General features: G+C 65.4%; 20 protein-coding genes. 9 read left to right on the forward strand and 11 right to left on the reverse strand.

Annotated features, from left to right (window positions below; all coding sequences use genetic code 11):
• Position 1 precedes the first annotated feature (1 nt).
• Positions 2-1,327, reverse strand: a complete 1,326-nt coding sequence (locus tag A9179_RS11150) for a sigma-54-dependent transcriptional regulator (RefSeq protein ID WP_187805870.1) — start codon at positions 1,325-1,327, stop codon at positions 2-4.
• Positions 1,328-1,592: 265 nt separating this feature from the next.
• Here A9179_RS11150 and A9179_RS11155 point away from each other — a divergent pair, with 265 nt between their 5' ends.
• Positions 1,593-3,467, forward strand: coding sequence for a di-heme-cytochrome C peroxidase (locus A9179_RS11155; protein WP_187805871.1), 1,875 nt, complete (start codon positions 1,593-1,595; stop codon positions 3,465-3,467).
• Between the two features lie 14 nt (positions 3,468-3,481).
• Positions 3,482-4,627 (forward strand): catalase family protein, encoded by a 1,146-nt coding sequence (locus tag A9179_RS11160; protein WP_187805872.1) that lies wholly within the window; start codon positions 3,482-3,484, stop codon positions 4,625-4,627.
• A gap of 74 nt (positions 4,628-4,701) precedes the next feature.
• Here A9179_RS11160 and mtnC read toward each other — a convergent pair whose 3' ends face one another.
• The 5 genes from mtnC to aroC are packed head-to-tail and all read right to left on the reverse strand — an operon-like array spanning position 4,702 to position 8,809.
• A complete protein-coding gene (gene mtnC, locus A9179_RS11165) occupies positions 4,702-5,385 on the reverse strand; it encodes an acireductone synthase (protein ID WP_187805873.1) in 684 nt (227 codons plus the stop codon).
• 4 nt (positions 5,386-5,389) lie between these two features.
• Complete coding sequence (locus A9179_RS11170) at positions 5,390-5,935, reverse strand: 1,2-dihydroxy-3-keto-5-methylthiopentene dioxygenase (RefSeq protein ID WP_187805874.1); 546 nt, start codon at positions 5,933-5,935, stop codon at positions 5,390-5,392.
• A gap of 23 nt (positions 5,936-5,958) precedes the next feature.
• The gene (locus A9179_RS11175; protein ID WP_187805875.1) at positions 5,959-6,570 is read right to left on the reverse strand and encodes a methylthioribulose 1-phosphate dehydratase; all 612 of its coding nucleotides are present in this window, start codon (positions 6,568-6,570) and stop codon (positions 5,959-5,961) included.
• Positions 6,567-7,715, reverse strand: coding sequence for an MFS transporter (locus A9179_RS11180; RefSeq protein ID WP_187805876.1), 1,149 nt, complete (start codon positions 7,713-7,715; stop codon positions 6,567-6,569). Before A9179_RS11180 ends, A9179_RS11175 begins: the two co-directional genes overlap by 4 nt.
• Positions 7,716-7,717: 2 nt before the next feature.
• Complete coding sequence (aroC, locus tag A9179_RS11185) at positions 7,718-8,809, reverse strand: chorismate synthase (protein ID WP_187805877.1); 1,092 nt, start codon at positions 8,807-8,809, stop codon at positions 7,718-7,720.
• 180 nt (positions 8,810-8,989) lie between these two features.
• Here aroC and A9179_RS11190 point away from each other — a divergent pair, with 180 nt between their 5' ends.
• Positions 8,990-9,772: a hypothetical protein gene (locus A9179_RS11190; RefSeq protein WP_187805878.1), complete on the forward strand. Its 783-nt coding sequence runs from the start codon at positions 8,990-8,992 to the stop codon at positions 9,770-9,772.
• Between the two features lie 52 nt (positions 9,773-9,824).
• Here the strand turns inward: A9179_RS11190 and prmB are convergent, their stop codons facing one another.
• Entirely contained in the window at positions 9,825-10,739 is a 915-nt protein-coding gene (prmB, locus tag A9179_RS11195; protein ID WP_187805879.1) for a 50S ribosomal protein L3 N(5)-glutamine methyltransferase, read from the reverse strand.
• A gap of 143 nt (positions 10,740-10,882) precedes the next feature.
• On the opposite strand from prmB, the gene A9179_RS11200 reads away from it, so the two are divergent.
• The 3 genes from A9179_RS11200 (at position 10,883) to A9179_RS11210 (ending at position 12,485) form a co-directional block, all read left to right on the forward strand.
• A complete protein-coding gene (locus A9179_RS11200) occupies positions 10,883-11,476 on the forward strand; it encodes a cysteine hydrolase family protein (protein WP_187805880.1) in 594 nt (197 codons plus the stop codon).
• A gap of 90 nt (positions 11,477-11,566) precedes the next feature.
• Positions 11,567-11,890 (forward strand): hypothetical protein, encoded by a 324-nt coding sequence (locus tag A9179_RS11205; RefSeq protein ID WP_187805881.1) that lies wholly within the window; start codon positions 11,567-11,569, stop codon positions 11,888-11,890.
• Positions 11,891-11,924: 34 nt separating this feature from the next.
• The gene (locus tag A9179_RS11210; RefSeq protein WP_187805882.1) at positions 11,925-12,485 is read left to right on the forward strand and encodes a Smr/MutS family protein; all 561 of its coding nucleotides are present in this window, start codon (positions 11,925-11,927) and stop codon (positions 12,483-12,485) included.
• Here the strand turns inward: A9179_RS11210 and A9179_RS11215 are convergent.
• Positions 12,482-13,033, reverse strand: coding sequence for a carboxymuconolactone decarboxylase family protein (locus A9179_RS11215; protein ID WP_187805883.1), 552 nt, complete (start codon positions 13,031-13,033; stop codon positions 12,482-12,484). The genes A9179_RS11210 and A9179_RS11215 overlap by 4 nt on opposite strands.
• A gap of 79 nt (positions 13,034-13,112) precedes the next feature.
• Here A9179_RS11215 and A9179_RS11220 point away from each other — a divergent pair, with 79 nt between their 5' ends.
• Together A9179_RS11220 and folE are read left to right on the forward strand one after the other, a co-directional pair.
• Positions 13,113-13,454, forward strand: a complete 342-nt coding sequence (locus A9179_RS11220; RefSeq protein ID WP_187805884.1) for a winged helix-turn-helix transcriptional regulator — start codon at positions 13,113-13,115, stop codon at positions 13,452-13,454.
• Positions 13,455-13,544: 90 nt separating this feature from the next.
• A complete protein-coding gene (gene folE, locus A9179_RS11225; RefSeq protein WP_043309794.1) occupies positions 13,545-14,093 on the forward strand; it encodes a GTP cyclohydrolase I FolE in 549 nt (182 codons plus the stop codon).
• 48 nt (positions 14,094-14,141) lie between these two features.
• Here the strand turns inward: folE and A9179_RS11230 are convergent, their stop codons facing one another.
• The gene (locus A9179_RS11230) at positions 14,142-14,489 is read right to left on the reverse strand and encodes a GFA family protein (RefSeq protein ID WP_187805885.1); all 348 of its coding nucleotides are present in this window, start codon (positions 14,487-14,489) and stop codon (positions 14,142-14,144) included.
• Positions 14,490-14,673: 184 nt separating this feature from the next.
• Here A9179_RS11230 and A9179_RS11235 point away from each other — a divergent pair, with 184 nt between their 5' ends.
• Positions 14,674-15,045: a glutaredoxin family protein gene (locus tag A9179_RS11235; protein ID WP_187805886.1), complete on the forward strand. Its 372-nt coding sequence runs from the start codon at positions 14,674-14,676 to the stop codon at positions 15,043-15,045.
• A gap of 42 nt (positions 15,046-15,087) precedes the next feature.
• Here A9179_RS11235 and A9179_RS11240 read toward each other — a convergent pair whose 3' ends face one another.
• Together A9179_RS11240 and A9179_RS11245 are read right to left on the reverse strand one after the other, a co-directional pair.
• Complete coding sequence (locus A9179_RS11240; protein ID WP_187805887.1) at positions 15,088-15,690, reverse strand: glutathione S-transferase family protein; 603 nt, start codon at positions 15,688-15,690, stop codon at positions 15,088-15,090.
• 2 nt (positions 15,691-15,692) lie between these two features.
• The gene (locus A9179_RS11245; protein WP_187805888.1) at positions 15,693-16,853 is read right to left on the reverse strand and encodes an aminotransferase-like domain-containing protein; all 1,161 of its coding nucleotides are present in this window, start codon (positions 16,851-16,853) and stop codon (positions 15,693-15,695) included.
• Positions 16,854-16,906 lie beyond the last annotated feature (53 nt).

The raw sequence follows: 16,906 nt of genomic DNA on the forward strand, positions 1-16,906 counted from the left end.
TTCAGCGCAGCCGGTGCTTGTGCAGCAGGCGGTAGAAGGTCGGCCGTGACACACCGAGCACCCGCGCCGCCTGGCTCATGTTGCTCGAGTAGTACAGCAGCACGTCGTTGAGTGCCTGCTGTTCGGCGCGGCAGATGTAGTCGTCCAGGGTACCCAGCAGTGGCACCTCGCCCTCCGCCAGCCCCAGATCGGCCGCCATGATCTGTCGCCCCTCCGCCAGCACCGTGGCGCGGCGTACCCGGTTGGCCAGCTCGCGCACATTGCCGGGCCAGGAGTGCTCGCCCATCGCGCCCAGGGCCTTGTCGTTGAAACTGCGCGGGCGCCGGCCGATTTCCGCCGCATAACGCCTGGCGAAGTACTCTGCCAGGCTGCGCACATCCACCCGGCGCTCGCGCAGCGGCGTGGTCTGCGCCTGCAACACGCTGAGCCGCTCATACAGATCCTGGCGAAATCGCCCCTGGTGTATTGCCGCCTCCAGATCGATGCGGCTGGCGGCCAGCACCCGCATATTGACGGCAACGGGCGCGCCGCCACCGGCCCGCTCGATCTTCTTTTCCTGCAGCAGGCGCAGCAGGCTGGCCTGCAGCTCCAGCGGCAGATCGCCGACCTCCTCGAGAAACAGGGTGCCGCCAGCGGCCGCCTCGATGTAGCCGACCTTGTGCTGCGAAGTACCGCCATTGGCACCCTGCGCGTGGCCGAACAGCTCGGCGTGGAGCAGCGGCCCGGCAATCGCCGCGCAATTGACCGCCACGAACGGCTGCGCCGCGCGCCGCGACAGGCGATGCAGGGTGCGCGCCACCACGCCCTTGCCGCTGCCACTCTCGCCGCCGATCAGCACCGGCGCATCGCTGGCCGCCAGCTTGTCCAGCAGGTGACGCAATTCGAGCATGCTGCGGCTGCTGCCCAGCAGCTGGCTACCGTGCTCGGCACCGTCCTGGACGACCTTGCCGCGCAGGCGTGCCAGGCCCAAAGCCTGGCCCAGCGCCACGCCGACCCGCTCGGCGTCGCACGGCAGGGTATGGGAATCGAAGAACCACTCGCCGATGAAATGGCCGGCCTCCGGCTGCTGCAGGATCTCGGCACCGAGCAGCGCAATCCATTCGCTACCGCTTTGGCTGATCAGTTGCTTGAGACGTTCCGGGCGCTGCAGATGCCGGGCGTCCAGGCGGATCAGGCCGACATCACAGGGTGCCGCGCCAGCCTCATCCAGGCCACAGCTGTGCACCGTCCAGCCGCCAGCGCGCAAGCCGGGCAACAGACGCTCGCACTCCGGGCAGGGATCGACGACCAGAAGGCGTCGCGGGGTGGCGGCAGCGACCTGCAACATACACCATGTCCTTGGCGCCAATATTTTGAAAACCCAATAAAAACAATGATTTGGCGCATCATTTGTAACGCTAGCAAGAACATCTGCAGGCTTAAGAACGATTCCTTATAAAACCACCGGATCTTCATACCCGAACCTGAGAAACCGACTGTAACGAAGTGCTTACCAAAATCCGTTTTTCGAATTCGATCACACCGCTTGCCATTCGTCGGCCGGATTGGCATAAACCTCTGCAATAACAAAATGCCACACGGATGTAGATGTCATGCGAATCCTGCGTCGCGCCTTGATTTTACTGGTGCTGCTCGCCCTGGCGGCCCTTGCCGTAGTGCTCTATTACATCGCCCGGCCCAACCTGCCGGTGTACGACAAGCCGAGCCAGGTCAACTACCTGGATCAGTGGAGCGAACAGCAACGCCAGACCTACTACTACACGCCCCAGGGCACAGTGGTTAAAGGCCTGCGCTACGACTGGTTCACCGCCCTCGAACTGCCCTTCTCCAAGGCCCGCTTCGCTGCCCCCGACTACCTGGCACGCTTCGGCTTCCTCACCGACCCGCAGCAGAAACCCAGCGTGCTCAACCCCGGCAACCTGCCGGTGGGCTTCGCCCGCCACCAGGACGACGAGAGCGGCGAGCAGTTCCTCGACATCACCTGCTCCGCCTGCCACACCGGCGAGCTGCGCTACAAAGGCCAGGCCATTCGCATCGACGGCGGCTCCGCCCTGCACTCCCTGGCCTCCACCGTACCCACCCTCAAGGGCGGCAGCTTCGGTCAGGCGCTGGGCATGAGCATGGCCTTCACCTACTACAACCCGATCAAGTTCAAGCGCTTCGCCAAGCGCGTGCTGGGCCCCAACTACGACCAGGACAAGGGCCAATTGCGCGAAGACTTCAAGGCCGTGCTCGACCGCCTGCTCGGCACCGCCTACAACGACTGGCACCGCGGCCTCTACCCCACCGAGGAAGGCTTCGGCCGCACCGACGCTTTTGGCCGTATCGCCAACAGCGTGTTCGGCGACGCCATCGACCCGAGCAACTACCGGGTGGCCAACGCCCCGGTCAGCTACCCGCAGGTGTGGGATATCTGGAAATTCGACTGGGTGCAATGGAACGGTTCGGCCATGCAGCCGATGGCCCGCAATATCGGCGAATCCCTGGGCGTGGGCGCCGTGCTGCACCTGTTCGACGAAGACGGCAAGACCATGGCCGAGGCCGACCGCTATCCCTCCAGCGTGCGTCTGCGCGACCTCTACACCCTGGAAGAAACCCTCAAGCAACTGAAGCCGCCGACCTGGCCCGAAGCCATCCTCGGCAAGATCGATATCGACCGCGCCAGCCAGGGCCGCGCCCTGTTCAGCGAGAACTGCGCCTATTGCCATGCCCCCGACCCGGTGCCGCGTGACCAGCGCCTGGCGCCGGCGCGCGATCCCGAGTGGCACCTGCGAATCGTGCCAACCCGTATCGTCGGCACCGACCCGACCACTGCCGACAATATCGCCGACCACCGCTTCGACATCCGCAAGCTGGGTTGGCAGAAGGAGGAACTGGGCAAGCTGGACGTCAAGCTGTTCGGCTCCAGCCTGGATGAGGTCGACTTCGCCAGCATCTCCAGCGCCAAGGGCCTGGCCTACGTCACCGCCTACGTGGAAAACCGCGCCTACAGCGATGCCGGCATCCAGCCGCGCGAGCGCTGGCGCATGGACGGCTATGGCCTGGCCATCGGCGTGCAGGAGAAGCGCGGCTACAAGGCACGCCCGCTGCATGGCATCTGGGCCACTCCGCCGTTCCTGCACAACGGCTCGGTGCCCAACCTGTTCCAGCTGCTGTCGCCGGTATCCGAGCGCGCCAGCCAGTTCTGGGTCGGCAACTTCGAGTACGACCCGCAGCGCGCCGGCTTCCTCACCGGCAAGTTCGACGGCGGCTTCCTCTACGACACCTCGATCAAGGGCAACAGCAACCGCGGCCACGAGTTCCGCGACGGTTGCCGGGTCGACGGCGTGATCGGCCGCGCCCTGGCACCGGATGAGCGCCTGGCGCTGATCGAGTACCTCAAGGTGATGGGTAACGAAAACCTGGAAAGCCAGCTCAAACCGGTGGAGGCCAAAGTCTGGTCGCCCGGCCCCAACTGCCAGAACTGATAAGGAACTCCCCCATGCTCAAACGCTTCTGGCTCTGGCTCGGCCGCCTGCTGGGCAAAATCCTGATGCTGACGCTGATTCTCGGCCTGCTCGGTTTCGGCATCGGCGAGGTCTATTACCTGACCCGTTTCTCCGGGCCGGTGTCCGCCGAGGAGGAAATCCCCGCCGACGAGGCCGCGCTGACCCAGAGCATCATCGAAGATGCCATCCGCGTGGTCGAACAGCACCGCGACAACACCCGCGTGCTGCGCGATGCCCATGCCAAGGCTCACGGCTGCGTGAAGGCCGAAGTCACCGTGCTGCCGACCCTGGACGCAGCCCTGCGCCAGGGCGTGTTCAGCGAACCGGGCAAGACCTGGCAAGCCTGGATGCGCCTGTCCAACGGCAACGCCTACCCGCAGTTCGATCGTGCCCGCGATGCCCGCGGCATGGCCATCAAGCTGCTCGACGTGCCGGGTGACAAGCTGCTGAGCAGCCCGGCCACCGCTGGCAACCAGGACTTCGTGATGTTCAACCATCCGACGTTCTTCGTGCGCGACGTGGCCGAGTACAAGCAGAACTTCGCCGCCCAGGCCGACGGCAAGAAGGTGCTGGCCTTCTTCCCCAGCTGGGATCCGCGCAGCTGGGAAATCCGCCACATGGTCATCGCCCTGCAGACCCTGAGCCCGGCGCCGGAAACCCCGGTGGCGACCACCTACAACTCGATCGCCCCGTTCAAGTTCGGCCCGCACAACATCAAGTACCGGGTCATCCCCGACCCGGCCAGCTGCCCGCCGTACCAGCTGCCCAAGCAGAACGCCGACCTGCCGAACTTCCTGCGCAACGCCCTGTACCAGCAGCTCTCGCTGGATCGCGTACCGGCCTGCTTCGCCCTGCAGGTGCAGCGGCAGAATCCCGAGTACTACATGCCCATCGAAGACCCCAGCGTGGAATGGAGCGAATCCATCTCGCCGTTCGAAACGGTGGCGACCATCAAGGTGCCGGCCCAGGATTTCGATAGCCGCGAGCAGAACCTGTTCTGCGACAACCTGTCCTTCAACCCCTGGCACGCCCTGCCCGCGCACCGCCCGATCGGCGGCATCAACCGCCTGCGCAAGGCGGTGTATGAGGCCATCAGTGTCTATCGACATGAGCGCAACGACGCGCCACAGGCCCACTGAAACAATAAGGCCGCCCACGGGCGGCCTTATTGTTTGTGACGGACTCGGAACAGCCCCGCGACCTTAGCCGGTCGCTACAGACGATCCAGGTCGATCACCGCAAAACTGGCCACGGTTTCGTGCCCTGCCAAAGAGCCGCCCTCACGGGCCAGCCCCACAGTCTGCATGCCGGCCAGCTGCGCCGCGTCCAGTTCCTGGACGATATCGGAGAGAAAGAGGATTTCGTCTGCCGGCAGACCGATGCTCTCGGTAATGCGTCGGTAGGAGTCGACTTCGCGCTTGGGCCCGCTGGTGGTGTCGAAATAGCCGGAAAACAGCGGTCGCAGATCGCCCGCCTCGGAACAGCCGAAGATCAGCTGCTGCGCCTGGATCGAGCCGGAGGAATACACGTACAGCCCATAGCCCTCGGCCTTCCAGCGTTTCAGTGCCTCCACCGCATCCGGGTAGACATGGCCCTTGAGCTGCCCGGCCTGGTAGCCCTCGGCCCAGATCATCCCCTGCAGGGCCTTGAGTGGCGTGGCCTTCCGATCCGTGGCGATCCACTCCAGGAGAATCTCGATGACGCGGATCAGGTCGGCATCCGCCTCGCCGCTTTCCGCTCGCACCGCCTGCAGCTGCTCGCGCACCTGCGGCTCGTCGGCGTGCTCGAGGATGAAGTCCGGCAGATGCTGCGCGGCATAGGGAAACAGCACGTCGAAGACGAAGCTCACCGCGCTGGTGGTGCCTTCGATATCGGTGAGGATGGCTTTGATCGGCATGGCGTCAGTCTTCCAGGCGCGGGAAGCGGCTGGCGATGTCGTCGCCGGTGAAGTTGGCCACCCAGCCCTCGGGATTGTTGAACAGGCGAATCGCCACGAAATGCGGGAACTCGCCCATGTCGAACCAGTGGCGGGTGCCGGCCGGCACCGAGATCAGGTCGTTCTTCTCGCACAGCACGGCGTACACGTAGTCGTCGATATGCAGGCAGAACAGGCCACGGCCGGCGACGAAGAAGCGCACTTCGTCTTCACCGTGGCGGTGCTCGTCGAGGAACTTGGCGCGCAGCTCGTCCTTCTGCGGGTGATCCCGGTTCAGGCTGACCACGTCGACGGTGACATAGCCCTGCTCGGCCATCAGTTGGTCGATCTGCGGGCGGTAGGCGGCGATCACCTCGTCCTGGCTCGCACCCGGCTGGATCTGCGCGCCGGCCTGCCAACGCTCGAAACGCACGCCGACCTCGCCCAGGGTACTGGCGATGTCTTCCAGGTGGGTCAGCATCTTGTTCGGCACGTCCGGGCTGGACTGGTGGTAGACGGTCAGGCTGCTCATGGCAGGCTCCTCTGCGGGATGCGTTAACGCTGCAAGGCGCGAACTTTCAGTTCGCACTCGAACAGGAATTCGAAGGCCTCGATCTGGCGCAGAGCATCGCTCATCTGCGCGCCCCAGGTGTACAGGCCGTGGCCACGGATCAGGTAGCCGACGCAATCCGGGTGCTGGTCGAGCCAGACTTGTACGCGGGCCGCCAGGCGGGCGATGTCCTGGTCGTTGTCGAAAATCGGCACTTCGACCTGGCACTCGTGGGTACTGACGCCGGTGAAGGCCTTCTGCAGCTCGTAGTCGGCGAACACCAGCGAATCGGCCAGGGTCAGCCGCGACAGCACGGTGGCATTCACCGAATGGGTGTGCAGCACCGCGCCGATCCCGGCCTGCCAGCGGTACAGCTGGGTATGCAGCAGGGTTTCGGCCGAAGGCTTCTTGCCCGGCTCCAGGCTGTTGCCGTCGAGGTCGGTGGCCAGCACATCGTCCGCGCCGAGCTGGCCCTTGTGCTTGCCAGATACGGTGAGCAGCGCCTGGTCGGCACTCAGGCGCGCCGAATAGTTGCTGCTGGTAGCCGGCGACCAACCGCGGCCGTAGAGAAAGCGCCCGGCTTCGATGATCTGCTCGGCGAGTTGTTCACGCTTCATGCCTGCTCCTCGCGCAATCGGATGGCAATGATAAGGGCCGCGGCCAGCGCGACCAAGCTGGCAATGGCGAAGGTCCAGCTCGGCCCCAGGCTGTTCCAGCTGTAGCCGGAATACAGCGCCCCCAGCGCCCCGCCGGTACCGGCCATGGCGGCGTACAACGCCTGGCCCTGGCCCTGCTGGTTGGCGCCGAAGCTGCGCTGGACGAAGTGGATGGCCGCCGCATGAAAGCTGCCGAAAGTGGCGGCGTGCATCAGCTGGGCAAACAGCAGCACAAGCAGATGATCGGCAAGGTTCCCCAGCAGCAACCAGCGCAGCGCGGCCAGCAGGAAACTGGCCGCCAGCACCTGGCGCAGGGAGAAACGCGCCAGGATGCGGCTCATGAACAGGAACAGCACGATCTCCGCCACCACGCCCAGCGCCCACAGCAGGCCGATCACCCCGCGGCTGTAGCCGAGCGACTCCAGGTGGATGCTGAGGAAGGTGTAATACGGCCCGTGGGACATCTGCATCAGCGCCACGCACAGGTAAAAGGCCAGCACGCCGGGACGCAGCAACTGGGCGACGAAACCGCCCTCGCCCGCCCCGTTGCTGCGCGTCGCTGGTGTCGCGTTGGGTACCCAGAAGCTGCTCAGGGCGATGCCGGCGATGATCAGCAGCAGCGCCCAGGGGTAGATCGCCAGGCTGTACAGTTCGAACAGCTTGCCCAGGCCGACCACGGTGAGGATGAAGCCAATCGAGCCCCACAGGCGAATCTGCGAATAGCGCGCCGTCTGCTCGCGCAGATGGGCCAGGGTGATCACCTCGAACTGCGGCAGTACCGCATGCCAGAAGAAGGCATGCAGGGCCATTACCAGGGCCAGCCAGGCGTAGCTCTGGTCGACGAAGATCAGGCACAGGCTGAGCAGCGTGCACACCGCACCGAAACGCACGATGCGCAGGCGCTGGCCGCTGCGGTCGCCGAGCCAGCCCCACAGGTTGGGCGCCACGCAGCGCATCAGCATGGGGATGGCGACCAGCTCGCCGATACGCGCCGGGCTGAAACCGAGGAAGTCGAAATACAACGCCAGGAAGGGTGCCGTGGCACCCAGCAGGGCGAAGTAGAACAGGTAGAAGCCGGACAGCCGCCAGTACGGCAGCGGCTGCACGGTCACAGCTGCGGCAGTACCGGCGTGTTGACCCGCACGTCGGCGTTCTGTGCGCGGTGGCGCAGCAGGTGGTCGAGCAGCACGATGGCCAGCATCGCTTCTGCGATCGGCGTGGCACGGATGCCAACGCAGGGGTCGTGACGACCCTTGGTGATCACGTCCACCGGATTGCCATCGACGTCGATGGAGCGGCCCGGCGTGGTGATGCTGGAGGTTGGTTTGAGCGCTAGGTGGGCAACGATCGGCTGGCCGCTGGAGATGCCACCGAGGATGCCGCCGGCGTTGTTGCTGAGGAAGCCTTCTGGGGTCAGCTCGTCACGGTGCTCGGTGCCGCGCTGGGCCACCGAGGCGAAGCCGGCGCCGATCTCCACGCCCTTGACCGCGTTGATGCTCATCAGCGCGTGGGCCAGGTCGGCGTCCAGACGGTCGAAAATCGGCTCACCCAGGCCCGGCATCACGCCCTCAGCAACCACGGTGATCTTCGCGCCGACCGAGTCCTGGTCACGGCGCAGCTGGTCCATATAGGCCTCCAGCTCCGGCACCTTGTCCGGGTCGGGGCTGAAGAAGGCGTTCTGCTCGACGCTGTCCCAGGTCTTGAACGGAATCTCGATCGGGCCCAGCTGGCTCATGTAGCCACGCACCTGGATGCCCAGGCCGGCCAGCACCTTCTTGGCGACGGCGCCGGCGGCGACGCGCATGGCGGTCTCGCGGGCCGAGCTGCGGCCGCCGCCACGGTAGTCGCGGATGCCGTACTTGTGGTGGTAGGTGTAATCGGCGTGGGCCGGGCGGAACAGATCCTTGATCGCCGAGTAGTCCTTGGACTTCTGGTCGGTGTTGCGGATCAGCAGGCCGATCGGGCAGCCGGTGGTCTTGCCCTCGAACACCCCGCTGAGGATTTCGACTTCATCGTCTTCCTGGCGCTGGGTGGTGTGGCGGCTGGTGCCCGGCTTGCGGCGGTCGAGGTCACGCTGCAGATCCTGCAGGGACAGCTCGATGCCCGGCGGGCAACCGTCGACTATGGCGACCAGGGCCGGGCCATGGCTCTCGCCAGCGGTGGTGACGGTGAACAGCTTGCCGTAGGTATTGCCGGACATGCACAAAGCTCCGCGAGGGCCTGAACGAGGGGGCGCCAGTATACCCGTGGCGCCCGGCCAGTTCACCCTCGATCCGGCCCAAGCCTGGCGACTTGCATATGGCTGGCTCTCTGCCAGCCTCCAGTTGTCGGCAAAAGCGCCGATAATGCAGGTGCCGAACGTGGCCCAAGGACGCCATAGATGACCGATACCGACGCCCAGCAACCCGACGAGCAGGCCGAGCCGACGCCGCAGGTGCATCCCTGGCACGACTTGCCGGCGGAGCAGTTCCGCCTGCTGCGCCTGGCCCCGCTGCCCACCGATCGCAATACCGGGCCGCGCCCGCTGCGCTTCGTCGAACTGGGTCGGCTCGAGCGGCACAGCGAGGAACTCAGCCTGCTGCGCCTGAGCGTGAGCCTGCCGGGCCAGCGCCTGCACCGGGACAAGAACCAGCTGGAAGTGTGGGCCGACCACCGCAACCAGGAAGTTCGCTTCGGCGCCGACCACGGCCTGCATATCGAGCCGGTCAACCGCGGCATCGGCCGCTTCCTGCTGGCCCAGGGCATCCACTGGGCGCGCCAGCGCTGGGGCAGCTACGCCGTCGAAGGTGGCGCCCTGGCAGTCAAGGACATCCTCAACGAGGACGCGCGCCTGCGCCGCGACCACTTCCTGCGCACCCAGGGTTTTACCGTGGATTACCAGGATCTGGCGCAGATGAAGGCCAGCTATGCGGCCGCCCGGGTCAGCGCCCTCAGCCCGGAGTGGAACCACGACAAGCTGCAGGTGATTGAGCTGCTGGACAGCGCCGCCATGCTGCAGCAGGCCGACCACAACCTGCACGAGCAGGAAGTGAAGATCGGCAAGCTGGAGCGACGTATCGAAGTGCTCAAGCGCGAGGACAGCGGCCTGCGCTTCACCATCGCCTGCCTGGTGGCGCTGGCGCTGTTCCAGGCTGGGCTGCTGATCTGGATCGCCACCCGCTGAGCAAGGGGCGATCCAGTTCAGCAGATCGATGAGTCCGAGTGCAGGTCAGCAATCAACCGTTCAAGCGCGAGCAAAACAGTTCCTGGTGATCGCGGCACTGCTTGGCGGCCAGCAGGAACACGCCATGGCCGCCCTGCTCGAACTCCAGCCAGGTGAAGTCCACTTCCGGGTACAGCGCCTCGACGTGCACCTGGCTGTTGCCCACCTCGACGATCAGCAGGCCTTTCTCCGTCAGGTGATCGGCTGCCTCGGCCAGCATGCGCCGCACCAGATCCAGGCCATCGTCGCCACAGGCCAGGCCCAGCTCGGGCTCGTGGTGGTACTCGGCCGGCATGTCGGCGAAGTCTTCGGCATCGACATAGGGCGGGTTGGACACGATCAGGTCGAAGCGCTGCCCTGGCAGCCCGGCAAAGCCGTCACCCTGCACGGTATAGACGCGCGCTTCCAGCTCATGACGCTCAATGTTGTGATTGGCCACTTCGAGGGCCTCGAAGGACAGATCGCCCAGCACCACTTCGGCCTCGGGGAAGGCATAGGCGCAGGCAATGCCGATGCAGCCGGAGCCGGTGCAGAGGTCGAGAATGCGTGCCGGCTCAGCCGGTAGCCAGGGTGCGAAGTGCGCCCCAATCAGCTCGGCGATCGGCGAGCGAGGCACCAGCACGCGCTCGTCGACCAGGAACGGCAGGCCACAGAACCAGGCCTCGCCGAGCAGGTAGGCAGTCGGTACGCGCTCCTCGACGCGGCGGCGGATCAGCTCCAGCAAGTGCTGCTGCTCGTCCTCTTCCAGGCGGCAGTCGAGGTAGGCATCGGCAATTTCGAACGGCAGATGCAGGGCACCGAGCACCAGTTGGCGCGCGTCATCCCAGGCATTGTCGGTACCATGGCCGTAGAACAGCCCGGCTTCTTGGAAACGGCTGACGGCCCAGCGAATGTGGTCGCGCAGAGTGCGCAGGCGGGATGGGGACACGGATTCACCTCCAGAACGGGTAGGCGATTCTAGCCGCAACCGGGGCCAGTTTGCCCCGTGGTAAACGGCCGATCCGGTGCAAATGGTTCACAGATGGCTCTGGCAAGCAGAGAATAGACAGATTGCCGTACCAGGAGCCTCTCATGTCCGATGCCAAAACCATGTTCCAACTGACTGGCCGCGGTTATGCGCCAGCCACGCTGGGCAAGGCCACCTTGCTGATCATCGATGCCCAGGAGGAGTACCGCAGCGGAGTTCTGCAACTGCCGGACGTGGATGCCGCCAGCGCCGAAATCGCCACCCTGCTGAATGCCGCGCGCAAGCTCGGCACGCCGGTGGTGCATGTGCGCCACCTCGGCATTCCTGGCGGCCTGCTCGACCCCCAGGGCCCGCGCGGGCATTTCCTCGAAGGCCTGGCACCGCAGCCCGGCGAGCCGATCGTGGAAAAGCGCCTGCCCAACGCCTTCAGCAATCCGGAACTGCACGAGCACCTGCAGCGCCTCGGCCACCTCGACCTGATCGTCTGCGGCTTCATGACCCACTCCAGCATCAGCACCACGGTGCGTGCCGCCAAGGACTACGGTTATCGCTGCACCCTGGTCGACAGCGCCTGCGCCACCCGTGACGTACCCTACGCCGGCGAGCTGATTGCCGCGCGCCAGCTGCAGCACATGGAAATGGCAGCCCTGGCCGACAACTTCGCCATCGTCGTGCCGCAGGCCAACGCCCTGCTCTGAGCAGGGAACACCGTCACATCCATCCCGCACCGGTCGGAACCCTCAGGGCACTGACCGGTCATAGCGCCGATACCCGAAGAGGAAATCGGAATGAAGCTGTCCGATGGTTTTGATGCACGCCGCTTGCGCCCCCGTGGCCCCGCCACCTGGCGCTGGCGTTTTGTTGCCGCCCTGGCCGCCCTGCTCGCCACCCTTGGCGTGCTGCTGACCCTGGCCGGCAGCGCCAGCCTGATCGGCCATTCGCCGGCCCTCGGCCCGCTGAACGATAGCGTTGGCACCGCGCTCAGCTTGCTGCTGAGCGGTCTGTTCCTGCTCTGGGCCGGCGTTGCCCTGTGGCGTGGCAGCCGTCGGCGCCTGCGGCGCAGCAATGGCGACCTCAGCCTGTCGCCACGCCTGCTGAAAAAGCGCGGCTGAAGCCGGTAAACTGCCCTCCATTACGGAGGCGATGATGCAAGACGACGATTTTTCCCTGTTCCAATCCGCCGTGCGCGGGGTCAAGCAGATCAAGCATGACCGCGCCGACACCGGCAAACCCAAGGCCGACCGCCAGCGCCTGGACACCCTGCGCCAGGCCGCCACGGTGAAGACCGAGAACATCAAGGTCGACGGCCTGTCCGACCAGTTCGGCATCGATGTCGGCGCCGAGGACGAGCTGTACTGGGCCCGCGACGGCGTGCAGGACGGCCAGATGCGCAAGCTCAAGGCTGGCCAGGTGGCCTTCGAAGGCAGCCTCGACCTGCACGGCATGAGCGTGGAGAAGGCCCGCGAAACCCTGTGGGACTTCTTCGCCGAAGCGGCACGCCTGGAAGTACGCTGCGCCCGCGTCACCCACGGCAAGGCGGTACGCACCGACGGCAAGCGGCCGATGATCAAGAGCCACGTCAACACCTGGCTGCGCCAGCACCCGCAGGTACTCGGCTTCACCTCCTGCATCGCCAAGCATGGTGGCACCGGTGCCGTCTATGTACTGCTCAAGCGCACCATGCTCGACGGCCGCGACGAGTTCTAGCGCGCCGGAAAGCGTGGCGCGTACTCCTCCCGCTCTACCTGCAGGCCATTCACCACGAAGGACACCGCGTGGTAGAAGCCGACCAGCAGCAGGCACTCGATCAGCTGCTCGTCGCTGAAATGCACGCCAAGCCGCTGCCATAGCGCGTCGTCGACAGTGGCGCTGGCGTGCAGGCTGTCCGCCAGTTCCAGCAGTGCCTGTTCAGCCTCGCCCCACAGGGCCGGGTCGATACGCTCGCTGCTGGTATCGGCGATCTGCTCGCTGCTGAAGCCGGCCTTGCCGGCGAATCCCACCACGTGCACGCCCCACTCGTACTCCGCACCGCACAACGCAGTGGCGCGCAGGATCAGCAGCTCGCGCTCGCGCAACTCGATGCTGCCAGGATCCAGCAAGCCACCGGCGAACATGCGCTGCAGCACGCGCGGGTTGCGCGCCATGCTGCGAAACAGCTTGAGCGGTGGCATGCCCGGCGGCATGACGTGATCGAAGGCGGCCTGGATAGCCGGGGCATAAGGAGGGTTCAATGGCTGTACGCGAGGCTGGTTCATGGCTTGGACTCCTGTCATGCTACGAAATAAGTAGCAAGCCAAACCTACTCCGCTACTAAAAAAGAAGCAAGGAGCCAATATGAGCTTTCCCCAACCCGGAGACCCGGTACGCGGTTCCGCCAGCGGCCGGCCGATCATGGCCCTGCTCGACCTGCTGGGTCGGCGCTGGAGCCTGCGCGTACTCTGGGAGCTGCACCAGACCCCGGCCAGCTTCCGCGAGCTGCAGACGCGCTGCGAGAGCGTCTCGCCTTCGGTGCTCAACACCCGCCTGGGCGAGTTGCGCGAGGCCCAGTTGCTGGAGAACGGCGAGCGCGGCTACCAGCTTTCCGCTCTGGGTCAGGAACTGGTGCAGCACTGCTTGCCACTGGCCCTATGGGCCGAAGGCTGGGCCGCACAGCTACCATCGCGGCCGGAAAAGTAGGCCGCACTGGCGTACTTCGCCCTTGCCAGCGTCCCTGCTGCGCCCTACCCTGCGCCTCTGCGAATTTCCGACAGTCCCACAGGAATATCCATGTCCCTGGAACAGCAATACACCGCGATTCTCGGCCAACTCGGCGAGGACGTGTCCCGCGAAGGCCTGCTCGACACCCCCAAGCGTGCAGCTAAAGCCATGCAGTACCTTTGCCGCGGCTACCAGCAGACCCTCGAAGAAGTCACCAACGGCGCCCTGTTCAGTTCCGACAACAGCGAAATGGTGCTGGTGAAGAACATCGAGCTGTACTCGCTGTGCGAACACCACCTGCTGCCGTTCATCGGCAAGGCTCACGTGGCCTACATCCCCAGCGGCAAGGTACTCGGCCTGTCGAAAGTGGCACGCATCGTCGACATGTACGCCCGCCGCCTGCAGATCCAGGAAAATCTCAGCCGGCAGATCGCCGAGGCCATCCAACAGGTCACCGGCGCCCTCGGCGTAGCCGTGGTCATCGAGGCCCAGCACATGTGCATGATGATGCGCGGCGTGGAGAAGCAGAACTCGTCCATGGTCACTTCGGTGATGCTTGGCGAATTCCGCGAGAATGCTGCCACCCGCAGCGAGTTCCTCAGCCTGATCAAGGACTGAACCGCCACGTGGTGCCCAAAAGCCGGCCTAGCGCCGGCTTTTTCATGCCTAGTGGTTGCGCCCGTCCCAGTGCTGTACCGGGAAGCGGCTCAGGTCGACACCATCCAGGCAGCGCGCGTTGACCGCCGCGCCGAGCTTGCCGTCCGGCCCCGGTGCCTCGCTGAACGGCGCGCAACCGCAGACATCGCAGAAGTGGTGGGCGATCTTGCCGGTGTTGAAGCGGTAGGTCGGCAGCTCGCCGGCCGGCGACTTGAGCTGCAACTGTTCCCGGCCGATGAACCACAGCAGCCCGCCGCGCTTGCTGCACAGCGAGCAGTTGCACTCGGTCAGGCTGGCGATCTCGCCGCTCACGCTGAAGCTGATCTTGCCGCAGTGGCAGCTGCCCTGGTAGCTCATGTCGATGCACTCCCGCTGGTTCCGCTCAGGCCTGCAAAGCTAGCCCGGCATCCTGTGCCGCGCCAGGCGCAGGCACCCGCACGAGAGGCGGAGAGCGAGCCAGGCGATATCCGGTGCAGCCAAAGCCGTGCGACTCGGGTACCCTGCCGGCCCTTTGCAGACCTACTCACAGGAACCCCCGGCGATGCTTATCAAGGCACTGCGGATCGGCCTCGGCCAGATCATCATCTTTCTCGACTTCATCACCCGCCCGCGCAAGCTCAAGCGCAGCGTGGAAGCCCAGGCCCAGGTCGAACGTGAAGCCGCCAGCCTGGCGCTGTACCAGTTCCATGCCTGTCCGTTCTGCGTGAAGACCCGACGCAACCTGCACCGCCTGAACGTGCCGATGACCCTGCGCGACGCGAAGAACGACGCCACGCACCGCCAGGCACTGCTAGAACAGGGCGGCAAGATCCAGGTGCCATGCCTGCGCATCGAGGAACAGGGCGAGAGCCGCTGGCTGTATGACTCCAAGGCCATCGCCGCCTACCTGAACCAGCGCTTCGCCGCTCAGTGATGGCCTGCGATGGGCAGTTACCTGCCCATCGCGCACCGGCTGTCAGCCAAGCATGCTCACATAGCGCGGATGGCTGGCCACCCGCGCCAGCCAGGCGTTGATCGCCGGGTACGCGGTGAGATCGAAGCCGCCCTCGTGAGCCACGTGGGTGTAGGCGTACAGGGCGATATCGGCGATGGTGAAAAGCTCGCCCACTAGGTACGGCGTGCGCTGCAGCTGTTGCTCCATCACCTTGAAGGCCTTGTGGCCGCGCACATGGCACTCCGCATACTCGGTGCGGCGCGCCTCCGGCAGCCCCTGGTAGAGCTGGATGAAACGCGCTACCGCCACGTAGGGCTCGTGGCTGTACTGCTCGAAGAACTGCCACTGCAGCATCTGTGTGCGCAGGCGCGGCTCGGTCGGGATGAACTCGCTGCCGTCGGCGAGGAAATTGAGGATGGCATTGGATTCCCAGAGGAAGGTGCCGTCCTCCAGCTCCAGTACCGGAATCTTGCCGTTGGGATTCTTCTCGAGGAACTCGGCGGTCTGCGTCTCGCCCTTGAGAATGTCGATCGGCAGCCACTCGTACTGGTGGCCGAGCAGATGCAGCATCAGCTTGACCTTGTAGCAGTTACCGGAACGGTAATCGCCGTACACCTTGAGCATGGCTATTTACTCCCTTGCGCGTCGCGAACAACGGCCGCCAGGCGGCGCAGGCCTTCACCGAGCTTCTCCGGCGGTACGTGGCTGAAGTTCAGGCGCAGGTGACCGGGGTTGGCATCCGGCTCGACGAAGAACGGCTCACCCGGCATGAATGCCACGTTTTGCGCCATCGCCGGCTGCAACAGGGTGCGGGTATCCAGCTTGTCCTTCAGGGTCAGCCAGAAGAATAGGCCGCCCTGGGGAATCTCCCAGGTTGCCAGCTCGCCGAAGTGTTCTTCCAGCGCCACCTGCATGGCGTCGCGGCGTACCCGGTAGAAGTCGCGCAGCTCGGCCAGGTGGGCCTGGTATTTGTCGCTGCCCAGCCACTGCAGAGCCTGCCACTGGCCGATACGGTTGGTGTGCAGGTCGGCCGCCTGCTTCAGGCGCAGCAGGTGCGGGAACAGATCCGGGCTGGCGATCAGGAAGCCGACGCGCAGGCCCGGCAGCAGGGTCTTGGACACGGTGCCGGTGTAGATCCAGCTGGTGCGCTTGAGGCGGCTGACGATCGGCGTGGCGCTGCCGGCATCGAATACCAGCTCGCGGTACGGTTCGTCCTCGATCAGGGTGACATTGAACTCGTCGAGCAGCGCCGCCACTGCGTCGCGCTTGGCTTCGCTGTAGCGAACGGCGGACGGGTTCTGGAAGGTCGGGATCAGGTAGGCGAAGGCCGGCTTGTGCTTCTGCAGGCGCTCGCGCAGGGCCTCCAGCTCGGGGCCGTCAGCTTCCTGCGGTACGGTGATGCAGTCGGCGCCAAACAGCTGGAAGGACTGCAGCGCGGCCAGGTAGGTCGGCGCCTCAACCAGGATCTCGGTGCCCGGATCGATAAACAGCTTGCTAGCCAGGTCGAGGGTCTGCTGCGAACCGCAGACGATCAGCACCTGGCTGGCGTCGCACTGCACGCCCAGCTTGCGCGCCTCGGCCGCCACCGCCTCGCGCAGCGCCGGCTCGCCCTCGCTCATGCCGTACTGGCCGATGGAAGCCGGCATATCGCTCCAGTCCACCTTGGGCAGCATCGGCTCGGCCGGCAGGCCACCGGCGAAGGACATCACCTCCGGGCGCTGCGCTGCAGCAAGGATTTCGCGGATCAGGGAGCTTTTCAGGCGGGCAACGCGTTCGGAGAAGGCCATGGTGATCACCGGTAGCAAAGGCAGGACAAAAGAAGGCAAACTGGGTCAAACTT

Source organism: Pseudomonas alcaligenes, from assembly GCF_014490745.1.
GTDB classification, from domain to species: Bacteria; Pseudomonadota; Gammaproteobacteria; order Pseudomonadales; family Pseudomonadaceae; genus Aquipseudomonas; species Aquipseudomonas alcaligenes_C.